At 58.2% G+C, this 17540-nt stretch carries 16 protein-coding genes; 6 read left to right on the plus strand and 10 right to left on the minus strand.

The window, feature by feature from the left end:
• Window positions 1-15: 15 nt before the first annotated feature.
• Entirely contained in the window at window positions 16-1479 is a 1464-nt protein-coding gene (gene xdhA, locus ACR3E6_RS19045) for a xanthine dehydrogenase small subunit (protein ID WP_480488770.1), read from the minus strand.
• A gap of 155 nt (window positions 1480-1634) precedes the next feature.
• Between xdhA and ACR3E6_RS19050 the strand changes: the two genes are divergently transcribed.
• Window positions 1635-2537, plus strand: a complete 903-nt coding sequence (locus ACR3E6_RS19050; protein WP_480488772.1) for a LysR family transcriptional regulator — start codon at window positions 1635-1637, stop codon at window positions 2535-2537.
• Between the two features lie 54 nt (window positions 2538-2591).
• Here the strand turns inward: ACR3E6_RS19050 and ACR3E6_RS19055 are convergent, their stop codons facing one another.
• Window positions 2592-3824 carry a urate hydroxylase PuuD gene (locus ACR3E6_RS19055; RefSeq protein ID WP_480488774.1) on the minus strand — a complete coding sequence of 411 codons (1233 nt, stop codon included), beginning with the start codon at window positions 3822-3824 and terminating at the stop codon, window positions 2592-2594.
• Window positions 3825-3925: 101 nt separating this feature from the next.
• On the opposite strand from ACR3E6_RS19055, the gene ACR3E6_RS19060 reads away from it, so the two are divergent.
• Window positions 3926-4846 carry a LysR family transcriptional regulator gene (locus ACR3E6_RS19060; RefSeq protein ID WP_171724587.1) on the plus strand — a complete coding sequence of 307 codons (921 nt, stop codon included), beginning with the start codon at window positions 3926-3928 and terminating at the stop codon, window positions 4844-4846.
• Window positions 4847-4851: 5 nt separating this feature from the next.
• On the opposite strand, the gene uraH is transcribed toward ACR3E6_RS19060, so the two are convergent.
• The gene (gene uraH, locus ACR3E6_RS19065; RefSeq protein ID WP_171636440.1) at window positions 4852-5205 is read right to left on the minus strand and encodes a hydroxyisourate hydrolase; all 354 of its coding nucleotides are present in this window, start codon (window positions 5203-5205) and stop codon (window positions 4852-4854) included.
• Window positions 5206-5351: 146 nt separating this feature from the next.
• Here uraH and puuE point away from each other — a divergent pair, with 146 nt between their 5' ends.
• From puuE to ACR3E6_RS19080, 3 genes are read left to right on the plus strand one after another with little or no spacing between them, the layout of a single operon-like run.
• The gene (gene puuE, locus ACR3E6_RS19070; RefSeq protein WP_480488776.1) at window positions 5352-6764 is read left to right on the plus strand and encodes an allantoinase PuuE; all 1413 of its coding nucleotides are present in this window, start codon (window positions 5352-5354) and stop codon (window positions 6762-6764) included.
• Window positions 6761-7246, plus strand: coding sequence for an ureidoglycolate lyase (locus tag ACR3E6_RS19075; protein WP_171636438.1), 486 nt, complete (start codon window positions 6761-6763; stop codon window positions 7244-7246). The genes puuE and ACR3E6_RS19075 overlap by 4 nt, the downstream gene beginning before the upstream one ends.
• 53 nt (window positions 7247-7299) lie before the next feature.
• A complete protein-coding gene (locus ACR3E6_RS19080; RefSeq protein ID WP_480488778.1) occupies window positions 7300-8724 on the plus strand; it encodes a uracil-xanthine permease family protein in 1425 nt (474 codons plus the stop codon).
• 166 nt (window positions 8725-8890) lie between these two features.
• Here the strand turns inward: ACR3E6_RS19080 and bhcD are convergent, their stop codons facing one another.
• The 4 genes from bhcD to bhcA form a co-directional block, all read right to left on the minus strand.
• Window positions 8891-9856, minus strand: a complete 966-nt coding sequence (gene bhcD / locus ACR3E6_RS19085) for an iminosuccinate reductase BhcD (RefSeq protein ID WP_171724584.1) — start codon at window positions 9854-9856, stop codon at window positions 8891-8893.
• 116 nt (window positions 9857-9972) lie between these two features.
• Window positions 9973-11136 carry a 3-hydroxy-D-aspartate aldolase BhcC gene (bhcC, locus tag ACR3E6_RS19090; RefSeq protein ID WP_480488780.1) on the minus strand — a complete coding sequence of 388 codons (1164 nt, stop codon included), beginning with the start codon at window positions 11134-11136 and terminating at the stop codon, window positions 9973-9975.
• Window positions 11137-11163: 27 nt separating this feature from the next.
• A complete protein-coding gene (gene bhcB, locus ACR3E6_RS19095; protein WP_171636430.1) occupies window positions 11164-12132 on the minus strand; it encodes a beta-hydroxyaspartate dehydratase BhcB in 969 nt (322 codons plus the stop codon).
• A complete protein-coding gene (gene bhcA, locus ACR3E6_RS19100) occupies window positions 12132-13322 on the minus strand; it encodes an L-aspartate--glyoxylate aminotransferase BhcA (protein ID WP_480488782.1) in 1191 nt (396 codons plus the stop codon). Before bhcA ends, bhcB begins: the two co-directional genes overlap by 1 nt.
• Window positions 13323-13491: 169 nt before the next feature.
• Here bhcA and bhcR point away from each other — a divergent pair, with 169 nt between their 5' ends.
• Window positions 13492-14340 carry an HTH-type transcriptional regulator BhcR gene (gene bhcR, locus ACR3E6_RS19105; protein WP_480488784.1) on the plus strand — a complete coding sequence of 283 codons (849 nt, stop codon included), beginning with the start codon at window positions 13492-13494 and terminating at the stop codon, window positions 14338-14340.
• Here bhcR and ACR3E6_RS19110 read toward each other — a convergent pair.
• From ACR3E6_RS19110 to ACR3E6_RS19120, 3 genes are all read right to left on the minus strand, one after another.
• The gene (locus ACR3E6_RS19110; protein WP_171724579.1) at window positions 14318-15190 is read right to left on the minus strand and encodes a bifunctional allantoicase/(S)-ureidoglycine aminohydrolase; all 873 of its coding nucleotides are present in this window, start codon (window positions 15188-15190) and stop codon (window positions 14318-14320) included. The genes bhcR and ACR3E6_RS19110 overlap by 23 nt on opposite strands.
• 183 nt (window positions 15191-15373) lie before the next feature.
• Entirely contained in the window at window positions 15374-16507 is a 1134-nt protein-coding gene (gene nagA, locus ACR3E6_RS19115; RefSeq protein WP_480488786.1) for an N-acetylglucosamine-6-phosphate deacetylase, read from the minus strand.
• Window positions 16504-17532 (minus strand): SIS domain-containing protein, encoded by a 1029-nt coding sequence (locus tag ACR3E6_RS19120; RefSeq protein WP_171724577.1) that lies wholly within the window; start codon window positions 17530-17532, stop codon window positions 16504-16506. The genes nagA and ACR3E6_RS19120 overlap by 4 nt, the downstream gene beginning before the upstream one ends.
• Between the last annotated feature and the right edge of the window lie 8 nt (window positions 17533-17540).

Consider the following 17540-nt stretch of genomic DNA (forward strand, 5'->3'; position numbering starts at 1 on the left):
GTTGTCGTCTCCTGATCAGGCACAAGCCAGTTGAACGGGGGTGTCGGTTTCACGGTCGTTTTCAAGGAAGAACCGGCGCAGAAGGTTTTGGGCGGTCAGCATCCGATAGTCCGACGATGCGCGCCAATCTGTGAGAGGCGCGAAATCCTCGGCCAGCGCTTCAGCGGCGGCTTCGAAACTTTCGCGTGCCCAGGGTTGGCCGTTCAGCGCCGCCTCGGCTGTCGATGCGCGTTTAGGCGTGGCGGCCATGCCCCCAAATGCAATGCGCACATCGCTGATGATCCCGTCTGTGACGCTCATGTGCAGCCCGGCGGCCACAGAAGAAATATCCTCGTCTCGGCGCTTGGAAATCTTGTAAGCCGCATCCAGATCATTGGGTCGGGGCAGGGGCACGCGGATGCTTTCGACAAATTCGTCTGGCAGACGGTCCTGCTTGCCATAGTCGATGAAGAAGTCAGCCAGAGGCAGGGTTCGGCGTTCGGAACCGCGCCGCAGAGTGATTTCCGCGCCGAGCGCGATGAGAACCGGCGGCGTGTCCCCGATGGGTGAGCCGTTGGCGATATTCCCACCTACGGTTCCCATATTCCGCACCTGCCACCCTGCGATGCGATCCCAGTAGGAGGACAGGTGTGGCAGGTGTTCAGACAGAAGGTCCTGGCAATCGGTGTAGCTGGCGCCGGCACCGATCAGGAGGAGAGACCCCTGTCTTTCGACTGTTTTCAGGTCTTCGAGATGACCGGTGAAGATGGCGGGGCCAATGTCGCGCAGGAACTTGGTCACCCACAGGCCCACATCGGTGGCTCCGGCCACGATCGTGGCGTTTGGATAAGCTTGCAGGCATTCGGCAAGATCATCGACGCTGGATGGCAGAATGCTCAGGTTGTTTTCGGGTCCGGAGACCACGCGCCGCCCGTCCTTCAGGGCCGCCAGACGCGCGGTCATGGTTTCGCGTTCGGTGTTCAGATGATCAGATGACGGGGTGCCGTAGCGGCTGACGGCAATGGCCGCTCGGATGATCGGCTCATACCCGGTGCAGCGGCACAGGTTGCCCTGCAATGCGGTTTCAACCTGTACTTCGGTCGGTTCCGGAGTTTGCATCCAAAGCGCATAAAGGGCCATGACGAAGCCCGGTGTGCAGAACCCGCACTGGCTGCCATGGTGATCGACCATGGCTTGTTGAACCGGGTGCAGCCGGCCTTGAGGCCCGGACAGATGTTCAACCGTCACGACATGACAGCCGTCGACAGAGGCAAGAAACCGGATACAGGCATTGACCGGAGCATAGCGCAGGCCCGAGCGCCCAAGCCGTCCGACAAGCACGGTGCACGCGCCGCAGTCGCCTTCGGCGCAGCCTTCCTTCGTTCCTGTCAGTCGGCGTTCCAGGCGCAGGAAATCAAGAAGTGTCTGGCCTGCCGACACGTCTGGGACGGAGACATCCTTGCCATTGAGGACAAATTGGATGTGGGTGCGATGCGTCATGGAATTCTCCCTCTGCCCCTGCCTTCCGGAGGGTGGTCAGTGGAACCATAGGAGCAAAGATTGAGATGGAAAATCGCTGCAAATGGCAAATACTTTCAACAGATCGTTGAAAAAGATGGGGCTATACCGCATTCTTTCGCTGCTGGGAGGATCCAATGTCTTACATCGAAAGTCTGCGTGTTTTTGTCCGCGTGATGGAGCTGGGCAGCATCACCTCTGGCGGGCGTGATCTTCGGCTGACCCCGGCGGTGGCCAGCAAACGGTTGAAAGAGCTTGAAAACCATCTGGGTGTGCGGCTGTTCAACCGAACCACCCGATCGATGACCCCAACCGAAGTGGGGACGGTTTTCTACGATGAAGCCAAGGCGGTCCTGCTGGCGCTTGATCACGCCGAAGCGCGTGTCGCCAGCTTTTCCGACGCGCCGCGGGGGGCGATCCGCATCACCGCGCCTTTGGGTGTCGGGCGCAGAATCGTTGCGCCTCTGGTGCCGGAATTCTCGGATCGTTACCCGGAAACAGAGATTCGCATGCGCCTGTCCGATCGCAAGGTGGACATTCTGGCCGACGGTCTGGACATCGCCTTTTTCATTGGAGAGCCTGGCGATTCAACCATGAAACTGCGGAAGTTCGCGGATTGTGATCGTGTTCTGTGCGCTTCGCCCGATTACCTGTCGCGGTTTGGGATGCCCAAAACACCGGATGATTTGTTGCACATGCCCCATAACTGCCTGTTGCTGCGTTATCCTAGGTCTCCGGAATACTATTGGACTCTTCGCACTGACATGGGGCCGCGAAAGCTTGAAGTTGGCGGCAAATACGACGCAGACGATGGTGATGTTCTGACCGACTGGGCCTTGTCCGGTCGTGGGATCGTCAACAAGCCGCGCTTTGACGTGCGGGAGTTTCTCGAGGATGGACGGCTGGTCGAGGTCCTGCCCGAGACGCCCCCCTTGCCAACGATTTTCGGGTGTCTTTATCCGCACAAAAAGCTGCAAGATCCCAAGGTGCGCCTGTTCGTCGAACATATCGCACAGCACAGCAAACGCTTTTTCGCATAAAGAAAAAGCGGGCATCACGGCCCGGTTCGCTGTCATGGTTTCGCGCGCACGCGCCTATTGGTTTCTGACTTCACGCACCCATGCGATGATGGTTTGGCGTGCCTCTTCATCCATTTGCACTGCCGATGGTGGCGGCATTGCGTGGCTGATCCCGGCTTGCAGATAGATCTGGTCAGCATGTCGGGCCACATCTCCGGGTGTCTCAAGGTAAACTTTCTTCGGGGCCCATTTCATGGTGCCGTACACCGGCTCGCGGGCGTGGCACATCGAGCAATTGCCCAAGACCGTGTCATAGGCATCTTCGAAGCCCGCGGCGGACGCATATTTCTGCTCGTATGGTGTCAGCTCGCGCGCTTCGGCGTCTTCCCATGTCTCGGTGTTTCTCACCGAAGACAGCCAAGCGATCACGACCATTAGCAGAACCGTCACGCCCCAGGTCCAGTGCGGGCCTTTCCCAGTTGCGTGCATCGTGTTGAAATAGTGACGGATGGTGACGCCCGTCAGAAAGATCAGGCTGGCGATGATCCAGGAATACTCGGTGCCGAAAGCAAGTGGATAGTGGTTCGACAACATCAGGAACACGACCGGCAAAGTCAGATAGTTGTTGTGCGTGGATCGTACCTTGGCGATCTTGCCGTATTTGGCATCAGGTGTCCGACCGGCCTTGAGGTCTTCGACCACGATCCGTTGGTTCGGCATGATCTGAAAGAACACGTTGGCCGTCATGATCGTTGCAGTGAAGGCGCCAAGATGCAAAAGCGCGGCACGACCGGTGAAGATCTGGTTGTAACCCCAGGACATGATCACCAGGATCACGAACAACAGCAGCATCAGAACGGTCGGGTGATCGCTCAGCTTGGATTTGCACATCTGATCGTAGAGAAGCCAACCAATGGTCAGCGATCCGCCGGAAATCAGAATCCCCTGCCACAGCGCAAGGTCCACTTTGGTCGGATCAAGCAGGAACAACTCGCCCCCGACCCAGTATATGATCATGAGCAACGCCGCACCAGACAGCCAGGTCGTGTAACTCTGCCATTTGTGCCAGGTCAGGTGCTCGGGCATGCGCGAGGGCGCAACCAGGTATTTGACAGTGTGGTAGAAGCCGCCGCCATGTACTTCCCATTCTTCGCCGTAGGCCCCGTCCGGAAGGGCTGGGTTCGGCTTTAGCATGAGGTCCAGCGCGATAAAGTAGAATGACGCCCCAATCCACGCCATCGCGGTGATCACATGCAGCCAGCGGACGGAAAAGGCGATCCACTCCCACATTACGGCCAAGTCATACATGGCTTTGCTCCTAAGATTCTTTGCTTCCGGTTACTCTATGCGAGTGTGTTTTGTTCTGGTATTGCTGGTAAAGACCAAGCAGTATCAAAAAATGCAAAAAAATGTCCTACCTTGATAACATCAGAACCTTTGTCCGGGTCTATGAATTGGGCAGCATGTCCGCCGCGGGCCGTGATCTGAGGGTTTCGCCAGCCGTCACGTCGGCGCGTATATCGCAACTGGAAGAGCATCTTGGCGTGCGTTTGTTCCAACGCACGACACGCAGCCTGACGCCCACCGAGCAGGGAAAATCTTTCTATCGCGGCGCGGCAGAGATCCTTGAAGCGGTCGAAAGTGCCGAAGCCCAGATCGTCAATCTGACCGAAAACCTGAAAGGGTCACTCTATGTCGCGGCGCCGTTGGGAGTCGGGCGTCGGTTGATTGCGCCGCAGGTCCCGAAGTTTCTTGCCGAGTACCCCGAGGTGAACGTCCGGTTAAGGCTGACCGACCGAAAGGTTGATCTGACAACCGAAGGTCTGGACCTGGCATTTTTTCTTGGTCAGCCAGAGGACAGCAACCTGCGTATTCGCAAGATCGCGGATGTCGAAAGAGTGCTTTGTGCATCCCCGAAATACATCAAAAGGCGCGGGATGCCCGAAAGCGGGGACGCGTTGATCGCCGATGAGCACGAATGTCTCAATTTGCGGTTCCCGGGCGCGACCGAGTTTCAATGGCTTTTGAGGACCGATACGGGGCCAAAACGGTTCCGGGTTTCCGGGCGCTACGAGTCAGACGATGGCGACGTGCTGACAGACTGGGCCCTTGGCGGACATGGTATCGCGTTGAAGCCGATTTTTGAGATCGCTCAACATCTCAAGGCCGGGACATTGGTTCCGGTGGCGGAAAAGACGCCGCCAGAACCGATTCAGATGGCATGTCTGTTTACGCACCGCCGTATGCAGGACCCCAAAACGCGGCTTTTCATGGAATTCATAATCGAACGCATCGGGTCGTCGATTGCGGCGGCAAATACGGCCCGGTAGGTCGCTCAGCTGCCGCGATAGGTCGAGTACCCGAAGGGCGAAAGCAGCAGAGGCACGTGGTAATGCGAATGTTCGGACATTCCAAACCGGATCGGGATGACGTTCAGAAAGCGCGGGTTTTCAGGTGGTGTGCCGCAGGCATCAAGGTAATCCCCGGCATGGAAGACAAGTTCGTAGTCACCTGTTGAAAACTCTGCTTCGGGCAGAATTTGTTCGTTGGTCCTGCCGTCGTCATTGGTGAACAGAGTTTTCAGCAACTGGCGGTCTGCACCTTCAATGCGGAACAGTTCGATTTTCAATCCTTCGGCGGGGCACCCCCGGGCCGTATCCAGAACATGTGTTGTAAGGTAACCGGTCATTTGCGCTACTCCTCAAGTTATACAGTTACTAGTCTGTTTTCGCATCCAGGAGCAAAGGCAGTCTGTGGGAAGCTGCTTTCTGCATTTTTTGAAAAACATCTTTGATTATCTGGGGTATTGATCAATTCAAGAAGAAGGAAACCGATGTGAAGCCTTATCCACGAGACATGACCGGTTACGGTGGGCAAGTTCCCAAAGCAAACTGGCCGAACGACGCCAAAATCGCCATTCAGATCGTGCTGAATTACGAAGAGGGCGGTGAAAACAACGTTCTGCACGGCGATGCCGCATCCGAAGCGTTTCTGTCCGAGATCACCGGCGCCGCCCCTTGGCCGGGGCAACGGCATTGGAACATGGAATCGATCTATGAATACGGCAGCCGCGCGGGGTTCTGGCGCGTGCATCGCCTTTTGCAGGATCTGCCTGTCACCGTCTACGGTGTTGCAACCGCTTTGGCACGTGCACCTGCACAGGTTGCGGCGATGAAGCATGCCGGGTGGGAGATCGCCAGCCACGGTTTGAAGTGGATTGAACACAAGAACATGGGCGCAGAAGAAGAACGTTCCCAGATCCGCGAAGCAATCCGCCTGCACACAGAGGTTACAGGTCAGCCGCCCCGTGGTTGGTATACGGGCCGCTGTTCGATGAATACGGTCGAATTGGCCGCTCAGGAAGGCGACTTTGCCTATATCGCCGACAGCTACGCCGACGATCTGCCATACTGGATCAAGGCAGGGGGCAAGGATCAACTGATCATGCCCTATACACTGGACTGCAACGATATGCGCTTTGCAATTCAGGCGGGGTTCACCAATGGGGAACAGTTTGAAAGCTATCTGAAAGACAGCTTTGACATGCTCTATTCCGAGGGTGAGGCGGGCGCGGCCAAGATGCTCTCGATTGGGTTGCACTGCCGTCTGATCGGTCGCCCCGGTCGCGCCATGGCGCTAAAACGCGCACTTGATTATTTCAGGAAACACGAAGGTGTCTGGTTCGCAACGCGCGAGCAGATTGCCGAACACTGGGCCATTGAACACCCGCCGGTGCAATGTCTGACCCCGTCCGAAATGGATCGACCAACCTTTGTGTCGGAATTCGGCGGCGTGTTCGAGCACAGCCCGTGGATTGCCGAAGGTGCGTATGAACTGGAAATGGGCCCGACGCATGACAATGCCGCTGGTGTCCACAACGCGCTGGCGCGTGTGTTCCGTTCCGCCTCGCCCGAGCAGCGCCTTGGCGTTCTGACAGCCCACCCGGACCTGGCTGGCAAGCTGGCCGCCGCCGGCCGCCTGACCAAGGAAAGCACCGCGGAACAGGCCGGTGCGGGTCTGGACATGCTGACCGATGAAGAACGCGCAACGTTCACGGCGTTGAACGAAGCCTACACGACCAAGTTCGGCTTTCCTTTCATCATTGCCGTCAAAGACAACACCAAGGCCAGCATTCTGGAAGCCTTTCGCCGTCGCATCGACAATGACCGCGACAGCGAATTTGCCGAAGCCTGCCGTCAGGTCGAGCGCATTGCCGAATTGCGTCTGATCGAGAAGTTCGCGCAATGACGGCTGGCTTGAAACTCCGTCCCTTGACGTCAGAGGCATTTGCACCATTTGGCGATGTCATCGAGGCGGCTGGCCGGGTGGACAAGCTTATAAATCAGGGCAGATGCGCCCGCTATCACGACCGGGCCGTGTTGGATTTCCACGATGGGCGCGCGGGTATCAGTGTGTTTCAGTCCGAAGCCTTCAGCCTGCCGATCAAGTTGGAAATGGTTGAACGCCATCCGGATGGCAGCCAAGCCTTTTTGCCTTTGTCGGAGAAACCATTTGTCGTGGTTGTGGCCCCGGATGAAAACGGAAAACCCGGTCGGCCCATCGCCTTCAAAACAGCGCCCGGACAGGGAGTGAATTATCATCGCAACACTTGGCATGGCGTTCTGACCCCGCTTCATGCGCCCGGACTTTTTGCGGTGGTCGACCGAATTGGAGCCGGGCCCAACCTCGAAGAGCATTGGTTCGAGGAGGCGTTTGAAATCACAGAATGAGGCGCGTTGCCGGAAGAGGAGCCGGCTGCGAACCTCAAGGGAGGAAAGACCAAATGTCAGATGCATCCATCGGATCGCCGGAACAACTCCGCGATCCGAATTATACTCCGCCGCTGCTTAAGGCGGTGCCGCTTGGAATTCAGCATGTGCTGGCGATGTTCGTGTCCAACGTCACGCCAGCCATTATCGTTTGTGGCGCGGCCGGTTTCGGCTTTGGCTCGAACAGCCCCGATTTCCCGCAGATGATCTACATGATCCAGATGTCGATGTTCTTCGCGGGCGTCGCCACGTTGTTTCAATCTGTTGGCATAGGCCCGGTCGGTGCCCGGCTGCCGATCGTACAGGGAACATCGTTTGCCTTTATCCCGATCATGATTCCACTGGTGGTGGGCAAGGGCGTTGACGCAATTGCCGTCCTGATGGGCGGGGTCGTTGTCGGTGGCTTGTTCCACGCCTGCCTCGGGCTGTTCATAGGGCGCATTCGCTTTGCTCTTCCGCCGCTGGTTACAGGCCTTGTGGTGACCATGATCGGCCTGGCCCTTGTCAAAGTCGGCATTCAATATGCCGCCGGCGGCGTACCCGCCATAGGCACCGAGGAATATGGCTCGGGTCTGAACTGGTTCATGGCCGGAACCGTAATCGTGGTCACGCTTGGCCTGAAATTCTTTGCCCGGGGCATGTTGTCGGTGTCGGCGGTTCTCATCGGACTGCTGGTCGGATACGCCGTGGCCTTCCTGCTTGGCCAGGTGAATCTGGGCAACGTCGGCAACGCGGCATCCTTTGCACTGCCGAACCCCTTGCATTTTGGCCTTGAATTTTCGGTCGCGGCCATCATCGGTTTCTGTGCAATGTCCTTTGTTTCCGCCGTTGAAACCGTTGGGGACGTATCCGGTATCACCAAGGGGGGCGCTGGCCGAGAAGCTACCGACAAGGAAATACAGGGCGCGACCTATGCTGATGGTCTTGGTACTGCGATCTCTGGTCTGTTTGGGGCGCTGCCGAACACGTCGTTCAGCCAGAATGTCGGGTTGATTGCCATGACCGGAGTCATGAGCCGCATGGTCGTGACCATCGGCGCGGTTTTCCTGATCATTTGCGGGCTTATTCCAAAGATCGGGGCGATAATCTCGTCCATTCCGATTGAGGTTCTTGGCGGCGGCGTGATCGTGATGTTCGGCATGGTTGTTGCCGCAGGGGTTTCGATGCTGTCGGACGTGAACTGGAACCGGCGCAACATGGTGATTTTTGCAATCGCCCTAAGCCTTGGACTGGGTTTGCAGCTGGAACCCAACGCGTTGCAATACTTGCCCGGCACATTGAAGGTTCTGGCGACATCAGGAATCCTGCCCGCCGCCGTCATCGCCATTGTATTGAATCTGGTGCTTCCCGAAGAACTTTCCGACGAAGCGATGGAAGAGGTCTCGGGCGGCATGGCCGGACATGGTCTTGGGTCCATCGAGCAAGACGACCACGTCTGATGCGTTCGGCGTGATACACTGATCGTTCTGGAAAAAACATGAAGCGGCGCGCCTAGGCGCGCCGCGTTTCATTGTTTGGTCACCATTGAATTGAGATCTGCTGTCAAAAGCTCTTCGGCAAAAAGGACCGCTGAGACAATGCCCAAGAAGGTGGCGGCGTCTGGCTTCAGAAATCGACCTCGATCGCGACCCCTTTCCGAACGGCGAGGTCAACCACGGACGCGGCGACCGCAAGATCTTGAAGGCCCACACCCGTGCCATCGAACAGCGTGATCTGATTGTCCGATATCCGGCCCGGATCGGTGCCGTTGATGACCGCGCCAAGCTGCGCCACGTCGCTTTCCTGGATCAGGCCTTCGGCCACCGCGTGCTGCGCTTCGCCGATGCTGACGGATTGCGCGACTTCGTCCGTGAACACGCTGGCCCTGGCCAGAAGGGCGGCTTCGACTTCCTGTTTTCCTTTGGTGTCCGTGCCCATGCAGGCGATATGAGTTCCGGGGCTGACATGGTTCGCCATCAGCGAGGGCGCAAAGGCCGAAGTGATCGAAATGATCACATCCGCCTCAGTCATTTCGTCAAGCTCGACCGCCTGGAACGGAACACCGGCTTCATTGGCGACCTTCTCGATATTCGGCAGCATTTCGGGGTGGTAGTTCCAGCCAATGATCTTTTCAAAGGCGCGCTGCTCCAAAGCCGCGCGAAGCTGAAAGGCTGCCTGGTGGCCAGCGCCCATCATGCCTATGACCTTGGCGTCCCTGCGTGCGAGATGCTTGATCGATACCGATGATGCTGCCGCCGTTCGAAGGGCCGTCAGAAGGTTCCCGCCGACCATCGCAGATGGCTTGCCGGTGTCGGGGTCGAAAAGAAAAACGGTGGACTGGTGGTTGATCAGCCCGCGTTTTTCCAGATTGTTCGGCCAATAGCCGCCCGCCTTCAGTCCCAGCGTCAGGCCGGCGCGGTCAAACCCCCCTTTGAAGCCGTACAGTGCATCTTCGTGCCCGATGGCTTCACGCACGACAGCGAAGTTGTAGGCGTCGCCGGACGCCATTGCGGCAAAGACCTGTTCGACCGCGTCAAAAGCCGCTTGTCGGGTCATAAGGTCAGCGATCTCACGCTCGGGTACGATCAGCATTTCATTCTCCAATCAAACATTCGTGCGCCCGCGTGCCACCGCCGGAAGGAGAGCATACACGCGGGCGGCTGTCTGGCTGCTTCCGAGCCAGCCCTCCCAAACACGGCAAGTTCGGATCAATAAGCGCGTCCGCGGGCGGATACGGGCCAGACGGTCTCGACCTTGCCGTTGCGAACGCCGACATACCAATCATGTACATTTGCGGTTGGGTCGCAGTGCCCCGGAACCAGCCTGAGCTTGTCGTTGACCTTCAGCACACCCTTCGGGTCCATGACGACGCCGTGTTCGTCCGAACATTTGATGTACTCGACATCATCTCGGCCGAAGATAACGGGCAGACCGCTGTCCACCGATTGCGCCTTGAGGCCCGCATCGACGATCGCCTTGTCCGCCTTGGCGTGGCTCATGACGCTGGTCAGGATGAAGAAGGCGTTTTCCCACTCGCCCTGATCGATCCGGTTGCCGTCCTTGTCCAGGATACGGCCGTAATCGGCATCCATGAAGGCGTAGGACCCGCATTGCAGTTCGTTGTACACGCCCGAGTTGGACTCGAAGTAGTATGAACCGGTGCCACCGCCCGAGACCAATTCGCACTCGATGCCTTCGGCTTTGAGGCCCTCAACTGCGTCTTTTACCATGGCAATGGCGGTGTCGAGCTTTTCCTTGCGCGCTTCATAGCTGTCGAGGTGCTGCATGGCCCCCTGATAGGCCTGTATGCCGGTGAATTTCAGGTTCTCGGCTGCTTCGACCGCTTTGGCGATTTCGATCACGTCGGATGTTGTCGTCACACCGCACCGGCCAGCGCCGCAGTCGATTTCGACGAAGACCTCCAACTGTGTTCCGTGATCCACCGCCGCGCCTGAAAGATCCGCGACATTGTCCAGATCATCGACACAGACGATAATGCGGCTGCCCAGCTTTGGCAGGCTGGCAAGACGGTCGATCTTGGCGGGGTCACGCACCTGGTTCGACACCAGAACGTCCTTGATGCCGCCGCGCACGAACACCTCGGCCTCTGAAACTTTCTGGCAGCAGACGCCCACGGCGCCTCCGATCTTCTCCTGCAACTTGGCCACGTCTACCGATTTGTGCATTTTTCCATGCACGCGGTGGCGCATGCCGTGCGCCTTGGCATAGTCGCCCATCTTCTTGATGTTGCGTTCAAGCGCGTCGAGATCCAGCACAAGAGAGGGGGTCTGGATATCTTCTTCATCCATTCCGGGCTTGGCCGGAATGTCAAAGCCTACTTCGAATTCGTCGAGTTTGGTCATATCTTTCATTTCCGTATTCCTATGTCGGGATTGATGTCACGCGTTCAGCCAGGGCAGCCTGTCCAGATCGACATTACCCCCGGTTATGATCAGGCCGACACGCTTGCCTTTGAATGCGTCCGGGTTCTTCAGGATCGTGGCCAGCGGAACGGCCGAAGATGGCTCCATCACGATCCGAAGGTGTTTCCACGTCAGCTTCATCGCGTCGATGATCTCTTGCTCTGATGCCGTGTAAATCTCGGATACGTGGTTCGACACGAAATGCCAGGTCAACTCTTTCAGCGGCACCAGCAGCCCGTCGGCGATCGTCTTGGGTGCGTCATCCGCGATGATGTGGCCGGCCTTGAAGCTGCGATAGGCATCGTCGGCCTGTTCCGGTTCCGCCGCGATGATCGCGGTTTCCGGGGCGAGCGTCGAAAGTGTCAGACAGGTGCCGGACACCATGCCGCCGCCGCCGATAGGCGCGACAACCGCATCCAGACCATCGGTCTGCTCGATGAACTCGCGCGAACAGGTGCCTTGCCCGGCAATCACGCGCGGATCGTTGTAGGGATGGACGAAATCCCCGCCCGTGGCGGCCTGAACCTCGGCAAAGGTTGCTTCGCGCGACGAGGTGGAGGGCTCACATTCCGTGATCTTCCCACCATAGCGCCGCACCGTGTCTTTCTTTGCCTGTGGCGCTGTGCGCGGCATGACGACATTGCACGGTATGCCCCGCTTCATTGCCGCATAGGACAGGCACGAGGCGTGGTTGCCCGAAGAATGGGTTGCGACGCCTTTCCTGGCCTGTTCGTCGTCAAGGCCAAACACGGCGTTTGCAGCGCCGCGAACCTTGAAGGCGCCCGGTTCCTGAAAGTTTTCACATTTGAAGAACAGCTGTGCACCGGATAGCTCGTTCAGATAGTCTGATGTGCGGACCGGTGTGCGGCGGATGAAAGGTTCAATCCGATCATGTGCCGCCAGCATGTCCTCGTAGGTAGGGATATACATGTTGCAGTCCTTCATCACGCGGCGTCCTTTTGAATGGCGCCCGAATGACCGCGATAGTATTCCTGCGCAGCCGCCACGCCCGAGCCCAACTGGATGTTCAGGCCCAGGTCGACCATGCACATTTCAGCGGTGGCAATCCCGGACAGGGCCATGACATCCGTCAGGCTTCCCAGATGCCCGATGCGGAATACCTTGCCCGCGACTTTGCCAAGACCGACACCGAAGGCAACGCCGTATTTTTCGGCCGCGTGCGTGACAATATCGGTGGCGTTGAAACCGTTTGGCGTACGGATCGCGCTGACGGTGTCAGAATAAACCGAAGGGTTCACCGCGCACAGGTCCAGCCCCCAGGCGCCCACGGCGGCGCGCACGCCTTCGGCAATACGGTGATGCCGGGCAAAGACGTTTTCCAAACCTTCACCCAGCAGCATGTCACAGGCCTGATTGAGGCCATTCATCAAGCCAACCGCAGGTGTGTAAGGGTATGCGCTGTTGGCATAGCCTTTCGCCATGTCGTGCACGTCAAAGAAGGTGCGGGGCAGGGTCCCTGTGCTGGTCGCGTCCATTGCCCGCTGGCTGAACCCGACGATGGCAAGGCCCGCAGGCAACATGAACCCTTTCTGCGAACCCGTGACGGCCACATCAACGCCCCATTCGTCAAAACGGAAATCCATGGATCCGATCGATGAAACACCATCGACGAACAGCATTGCAGGGTGCCCGGCAGCGTTCAGAGCCTTGCGTACAGCGGCAATATCCGATTTCACACCGGTCGCCGTTTCGTTATGCGTGGCAAGAACAGCCTTGATTTCGTGGCTTGTGTCGGCGGTCAGAATCTCTTCGTAACGATCGGCTGGCAGCCCTTCGCCCCAAGGGGTTTCGACGATCTCGACATTTAGACCGTGGCGCTGGCACATATCGATCCAGCGATGGCTGAACATGCCGTTGCGCGCCGCCAGAACCTTGTCACCGGCCGACAGGGTGTTGGTCAGCGCGGTCTCCCAGCCTCCGGTTCCGGTCGAAGGGAAAATGAAGATTTCGGCGCTGTCGCTTTTCAGAATTTTTTGCACACCCGCGCGGGCTGGGTGCAGAATCTGCCCGAACAGCGGCGAGCGGTGGTCGATCGTGGGCATGTCGCAAGCCTTGCGCAGGCTTTCGGGGATATTGGTCGGGCCCGGAATGAAAACGGGATTTTGAAAGCTCATGGGTGGTCTCCTTCCGTCGTTGACCACACAATAAGTTCTAGCCGCTCCGCCCGATATATTTTTGAAAAAGCCTTTCAAAACACCGCGTTTTGAATTTAATTTATAATTGTCAGAGCCTTATATTTTTCATATCATGAATTAGTCTTTCACGAATGATCAAAGGGTTTTTATGGATTCTCAAGACAATACTCGCGAAGTCCGCAGAAAAGCCCGTGGAAGACCACGGGGATGGGACGACAAGACAGCGCAAAACACGATCAAATCTCTCGACCGTGCGATGGAAGTTTTTGAGTATTTGAGTGAAGCGCAGGGCAAGGCGTTAACCGCGCTATCCGACGAAATGGGCCAGTCGCCCGCCACAGTTTACCGAATTCTCGTTACACTAGAGGGGAGGGGACTTGTCGAGTTCGATCATGACGAGCAGGTCTGGCACATCGGTCCTCGTGCGTTCGTAATCGGCTCGCGCTTCCTGCGTCGCACCAGCCTTGTGGACCGGGCCCGACCCGTGATGCGAAAGCTGATGGAGGCCACCGGCGAGACCGCAAACCTGGGGGTCGAAAAAGAAGGAATGGTGTTGTTCCTGAGCCAGGTGGAAACCCATGCCAGCATCCGGGCGTTTTTCCCACCGGGCACGCTGTCTCCGATGCACGCATCGGGCATCGGGAAAGCTTTGTTGGCATATATGGATGAAGATCGGCTGGACCGGCTGTTGGCCAAGACGGAACTGCGGGCCTTCACGGACCGGTCGATTACCAGCCCGGCCGCGCTGAAAGAAGATCTTGCCATGGTCAGGGCACAGGGCTTCTCGATAGACAACGAAGAAAAAAACGCGGGTATGCGATGTATCGCTGCGCCGGTTTTCGATATCAACCGAGAGGCTGTAGCCGGGATTTCGGTATCCGGACCGACAAGCCGCGTCAGCGAAGCCGAAATCGCGCGCCTAAGCCGCCCCGTCATCGAGGCGGCGCGTCAGTTAACTCTGGCCATCGGCGGGACTATTTCTGCGCCGCTGTCTTGAGGCTCCGGTGCTGCGGATAAGCCGCTGGTCCCGGCCGCAGGGCCATATGACGGTTCACGTCTTTGTACAGCAGGTAACGGAACTTACCCGGTCCGCCCGCATAACAGGCCTGCGGGCAGAACGCGCGCAACCACATGTAATCGCCGGCCTCGACCTCTACCCAATCATTGTTCAGCCTGTAGACGGCCTTTCCCTCAAGAACATACAGACCATGTTCCATCACATGTGTTTCAAGGAAAGGAATGACGGCGCCGGGCTCGAAAGTCACCACGGTCACGTGCATATCGTGCCGCAGGTCACTTGGATCGACAAAGCGCGTCGTGGCCCATTTGCCGTCGGTTCCGGGCATCGGCGTCGGCGTGATCTCATTTTCGTTGAGAACCAGAACGTCCGGGCGGTCAAGCCCTTCCACCGCTTCATAAGCCTTTCGAATCCAATGGAAGCGCAGGGTCTCACCGCCTCGGTTTCGTAAGGTCCAGTTGCATTCAGCGGGCAGGTAGGCATAGCCGCCGGGCGTCAGCTCATGGGTCGTGCCGTCGGCCGTCAAGGTCGCTGTGCCTTCGACCACGAACAAAACGCCTTCGGCTTCGGGATCGGTCTCGGGCCGGTCAGAGCCACCGCCGGGCTGAACCTCCATGATGTATTGCGAAAAGGTTTCGGCAAAGCCGCTTAGCGGGCGGGATATCACCCATAAGCGGGTGTCGTCCCAAAACGGCAGAAAACTGGTCACGATATCCCGCATCGTTCCCTTTGGGATCACTGCATAAGCGTCAGTAAATACGGCGCGGTCAGTCAGCAATTGCTCCTGACCAGGGTGCCCACCGTGTGGAGAATAATACTTGGCGGTCATGCATGCTCCTGAAAAATGTCATATGCCTGAAATATGCGCCGAAGGATCGGTGCGGACCACCCGCAAAAAGTTGACAGCTCTATTCGTGAAGATTTGAAAAATCAGAATTTGGCCGTCGTTAAGCGCGCGCAGCATTGGCATCATGCGTGCGCTGCGCAGCCGGTCGGACCAACAAGGATTGGGTCAGGGTTGCACCGGTCTGACCCCGGACAGATCCGGGGCAATCCGTATCATCTGCGACAGGTCAGGTTTCAGTCCTGTGCTTTTACCGGAAATCACCCCAAGCGGAACGCTTGTCGCTGCGGCGAGTGCATCCTGAACGGGGATCCCAGCTTGTTCCGTCAGAACCCGCACCGCTTTTGTCAGGCACAAGTCTGCCCCGGCCAGAGTGCCGTCCTCCAAAGTCAGCCTGCCGTTTTCCCGCCGGATGCGGCGTCCTTCCAACTGAAACTCGGTCAGTGACGTTCCGGCGACCGCCATCGCATCGCTGACAAGGAAAATCCGCCCTGGTCCGCGTTTGGCGGCCCAGGCAATCCGCATCGTATCGGGATGAACGTGGATGCCATCCGCGATCAAGCCCGCCGATAGCGATCCGCAGGATAGCGCCGCGCCGACCAGTCCCGGTTCACGACTGCCGAGCTGGCTCATTGCATTGAACAGATGCGTTGCGCACTGCGCCCCGGCCCTTGAAAACGCCTGGCAGGTTTCAAAAGGCGCGTCCGTATGCCCCAGAGAAACGATGACCCCCGCGCGTTTCAACTCTTCAACCTGTTGCGGGGTTGTGCTTTCAGGTGCCAGCGTGACCATCAATGCAGGCAGGTGTTTTGCAGCGTCGATCAGAATTTCCAGATCGGTTTGCTGCATCGGGCGGATCAGGGCGGCATCATGTGCGCCCTTGCGTCGCACAGACAGGTGCGGACCTTCCAGATGCAGGCCCGCAATGCCGGGAACACCCGTCTGAACGGCCTTGATGGCGGCATCAATCGCGGCCCGGGTTTTCTCGGCCGTGTCCGTGATCAGGGTTGGCAGGATGCGAGTGGCACCCAGCGCGCGATGAGCGCTGGTGATTTGGGTCAGCGTGTGAACCGATGGATCGTCGTTGAACATCACGCCACCGCCGCCGTTGACCTGCAAGTCCGCATAGCCGGGGCTGAGGATGTCGCCATGCAGATCCTCGATCTGGTCATCCTGTGCGATCTGGGCCTCAGGTAGCAACGCATCCAGCACGCCGTTTCTGAACCGTGCGGCATATCCTTCACGCAATTCAGTGCCATCGAAGATCGGGCCGCCCGCAAAGGTAACAGTAGAGCTGGTCATACCGTTTCCGTCACTTTTTTCAGATGGCGCGGTGTGTCCGGGTCGATCCCGCGTTGTGTGGCCACCTTCTCCACCATTCCATAAAACGCAGCGATTGTCGGTATCGGGTCCGTCATCCAATGCGACGTTCGGACATGGGGCAGTTCCGTGGCGTGTTTCACGCGGCCGGTTGTGGCGAAAACCACAGCGCCCTTGGACGCCAGTGCGTCCGCAACTTCGGCCAGATTGTCCTCTGCTGCATCCCCGGACGACAGGGCAAGCACTGGAAAGCCCTGATCCACGATGGAAACCGGGCCGTGCAGAACCTCGGCCGCCGAATAGCTTTCTGCGTGGATCTGGCAGGTTTCCTTGAATTTCAACGCGGCTTCGTTGGAGATTGCCAAAGACAGGCCCCGGCCCAAGGTAAACAAAGAACGCCCATCCACCGCGTCCGCCACGGCGCTCCAGTCGCAGGCGATTGCGGTCGACAAACTGTCCGGCAGCCCATGGATTGCGCGCAACAGGTGATCTTCGCGCTTCACCTGCGCAATCAGCCACAGCCCGGCGACCAGAGACGTCACGAATGTCTTTGTCGCCGCCACGCTCAGTTCGGGGCCCGCGTGAATGGGCAGCGTTGCCGCAGCCGCCTCGGCCAGGGCAGAGGCAGGGTTGTTCGTGATCGCGACCGAGTAAGCCCCGCCGGATGTGAGCGACTGCGTTAGCTGCACGATATCCGGGCTCTGACCGGATTGTGAGACAGAGATGCAGATTGCATCCTCGCAGCGCATGTCGACCCCGTAGATGGATTTCACCGACGGTCCGACCGAAGCCATCGGCAAACCAAGCAACAGTTCCGAGGCGTATTTCAGAAAGCTGCACGCATGATCCGAGGATCCGCGCGCCACCGAGATCAGGAACCGCGGGTCGCGGGCCCGGATCTCGTCGGCGGTTTGCGCGATCAATTCCGCGCCCTCGGTCAGAAGGCGGTCTACGGCGTCGGGAATCTCATCGATCTCGCGCCGCATCTGAGTGGTTGTGTCAGGCATTTTCCCAG

Source organism: Ruegeria sp. AL3, assembly GCF_056536065.1.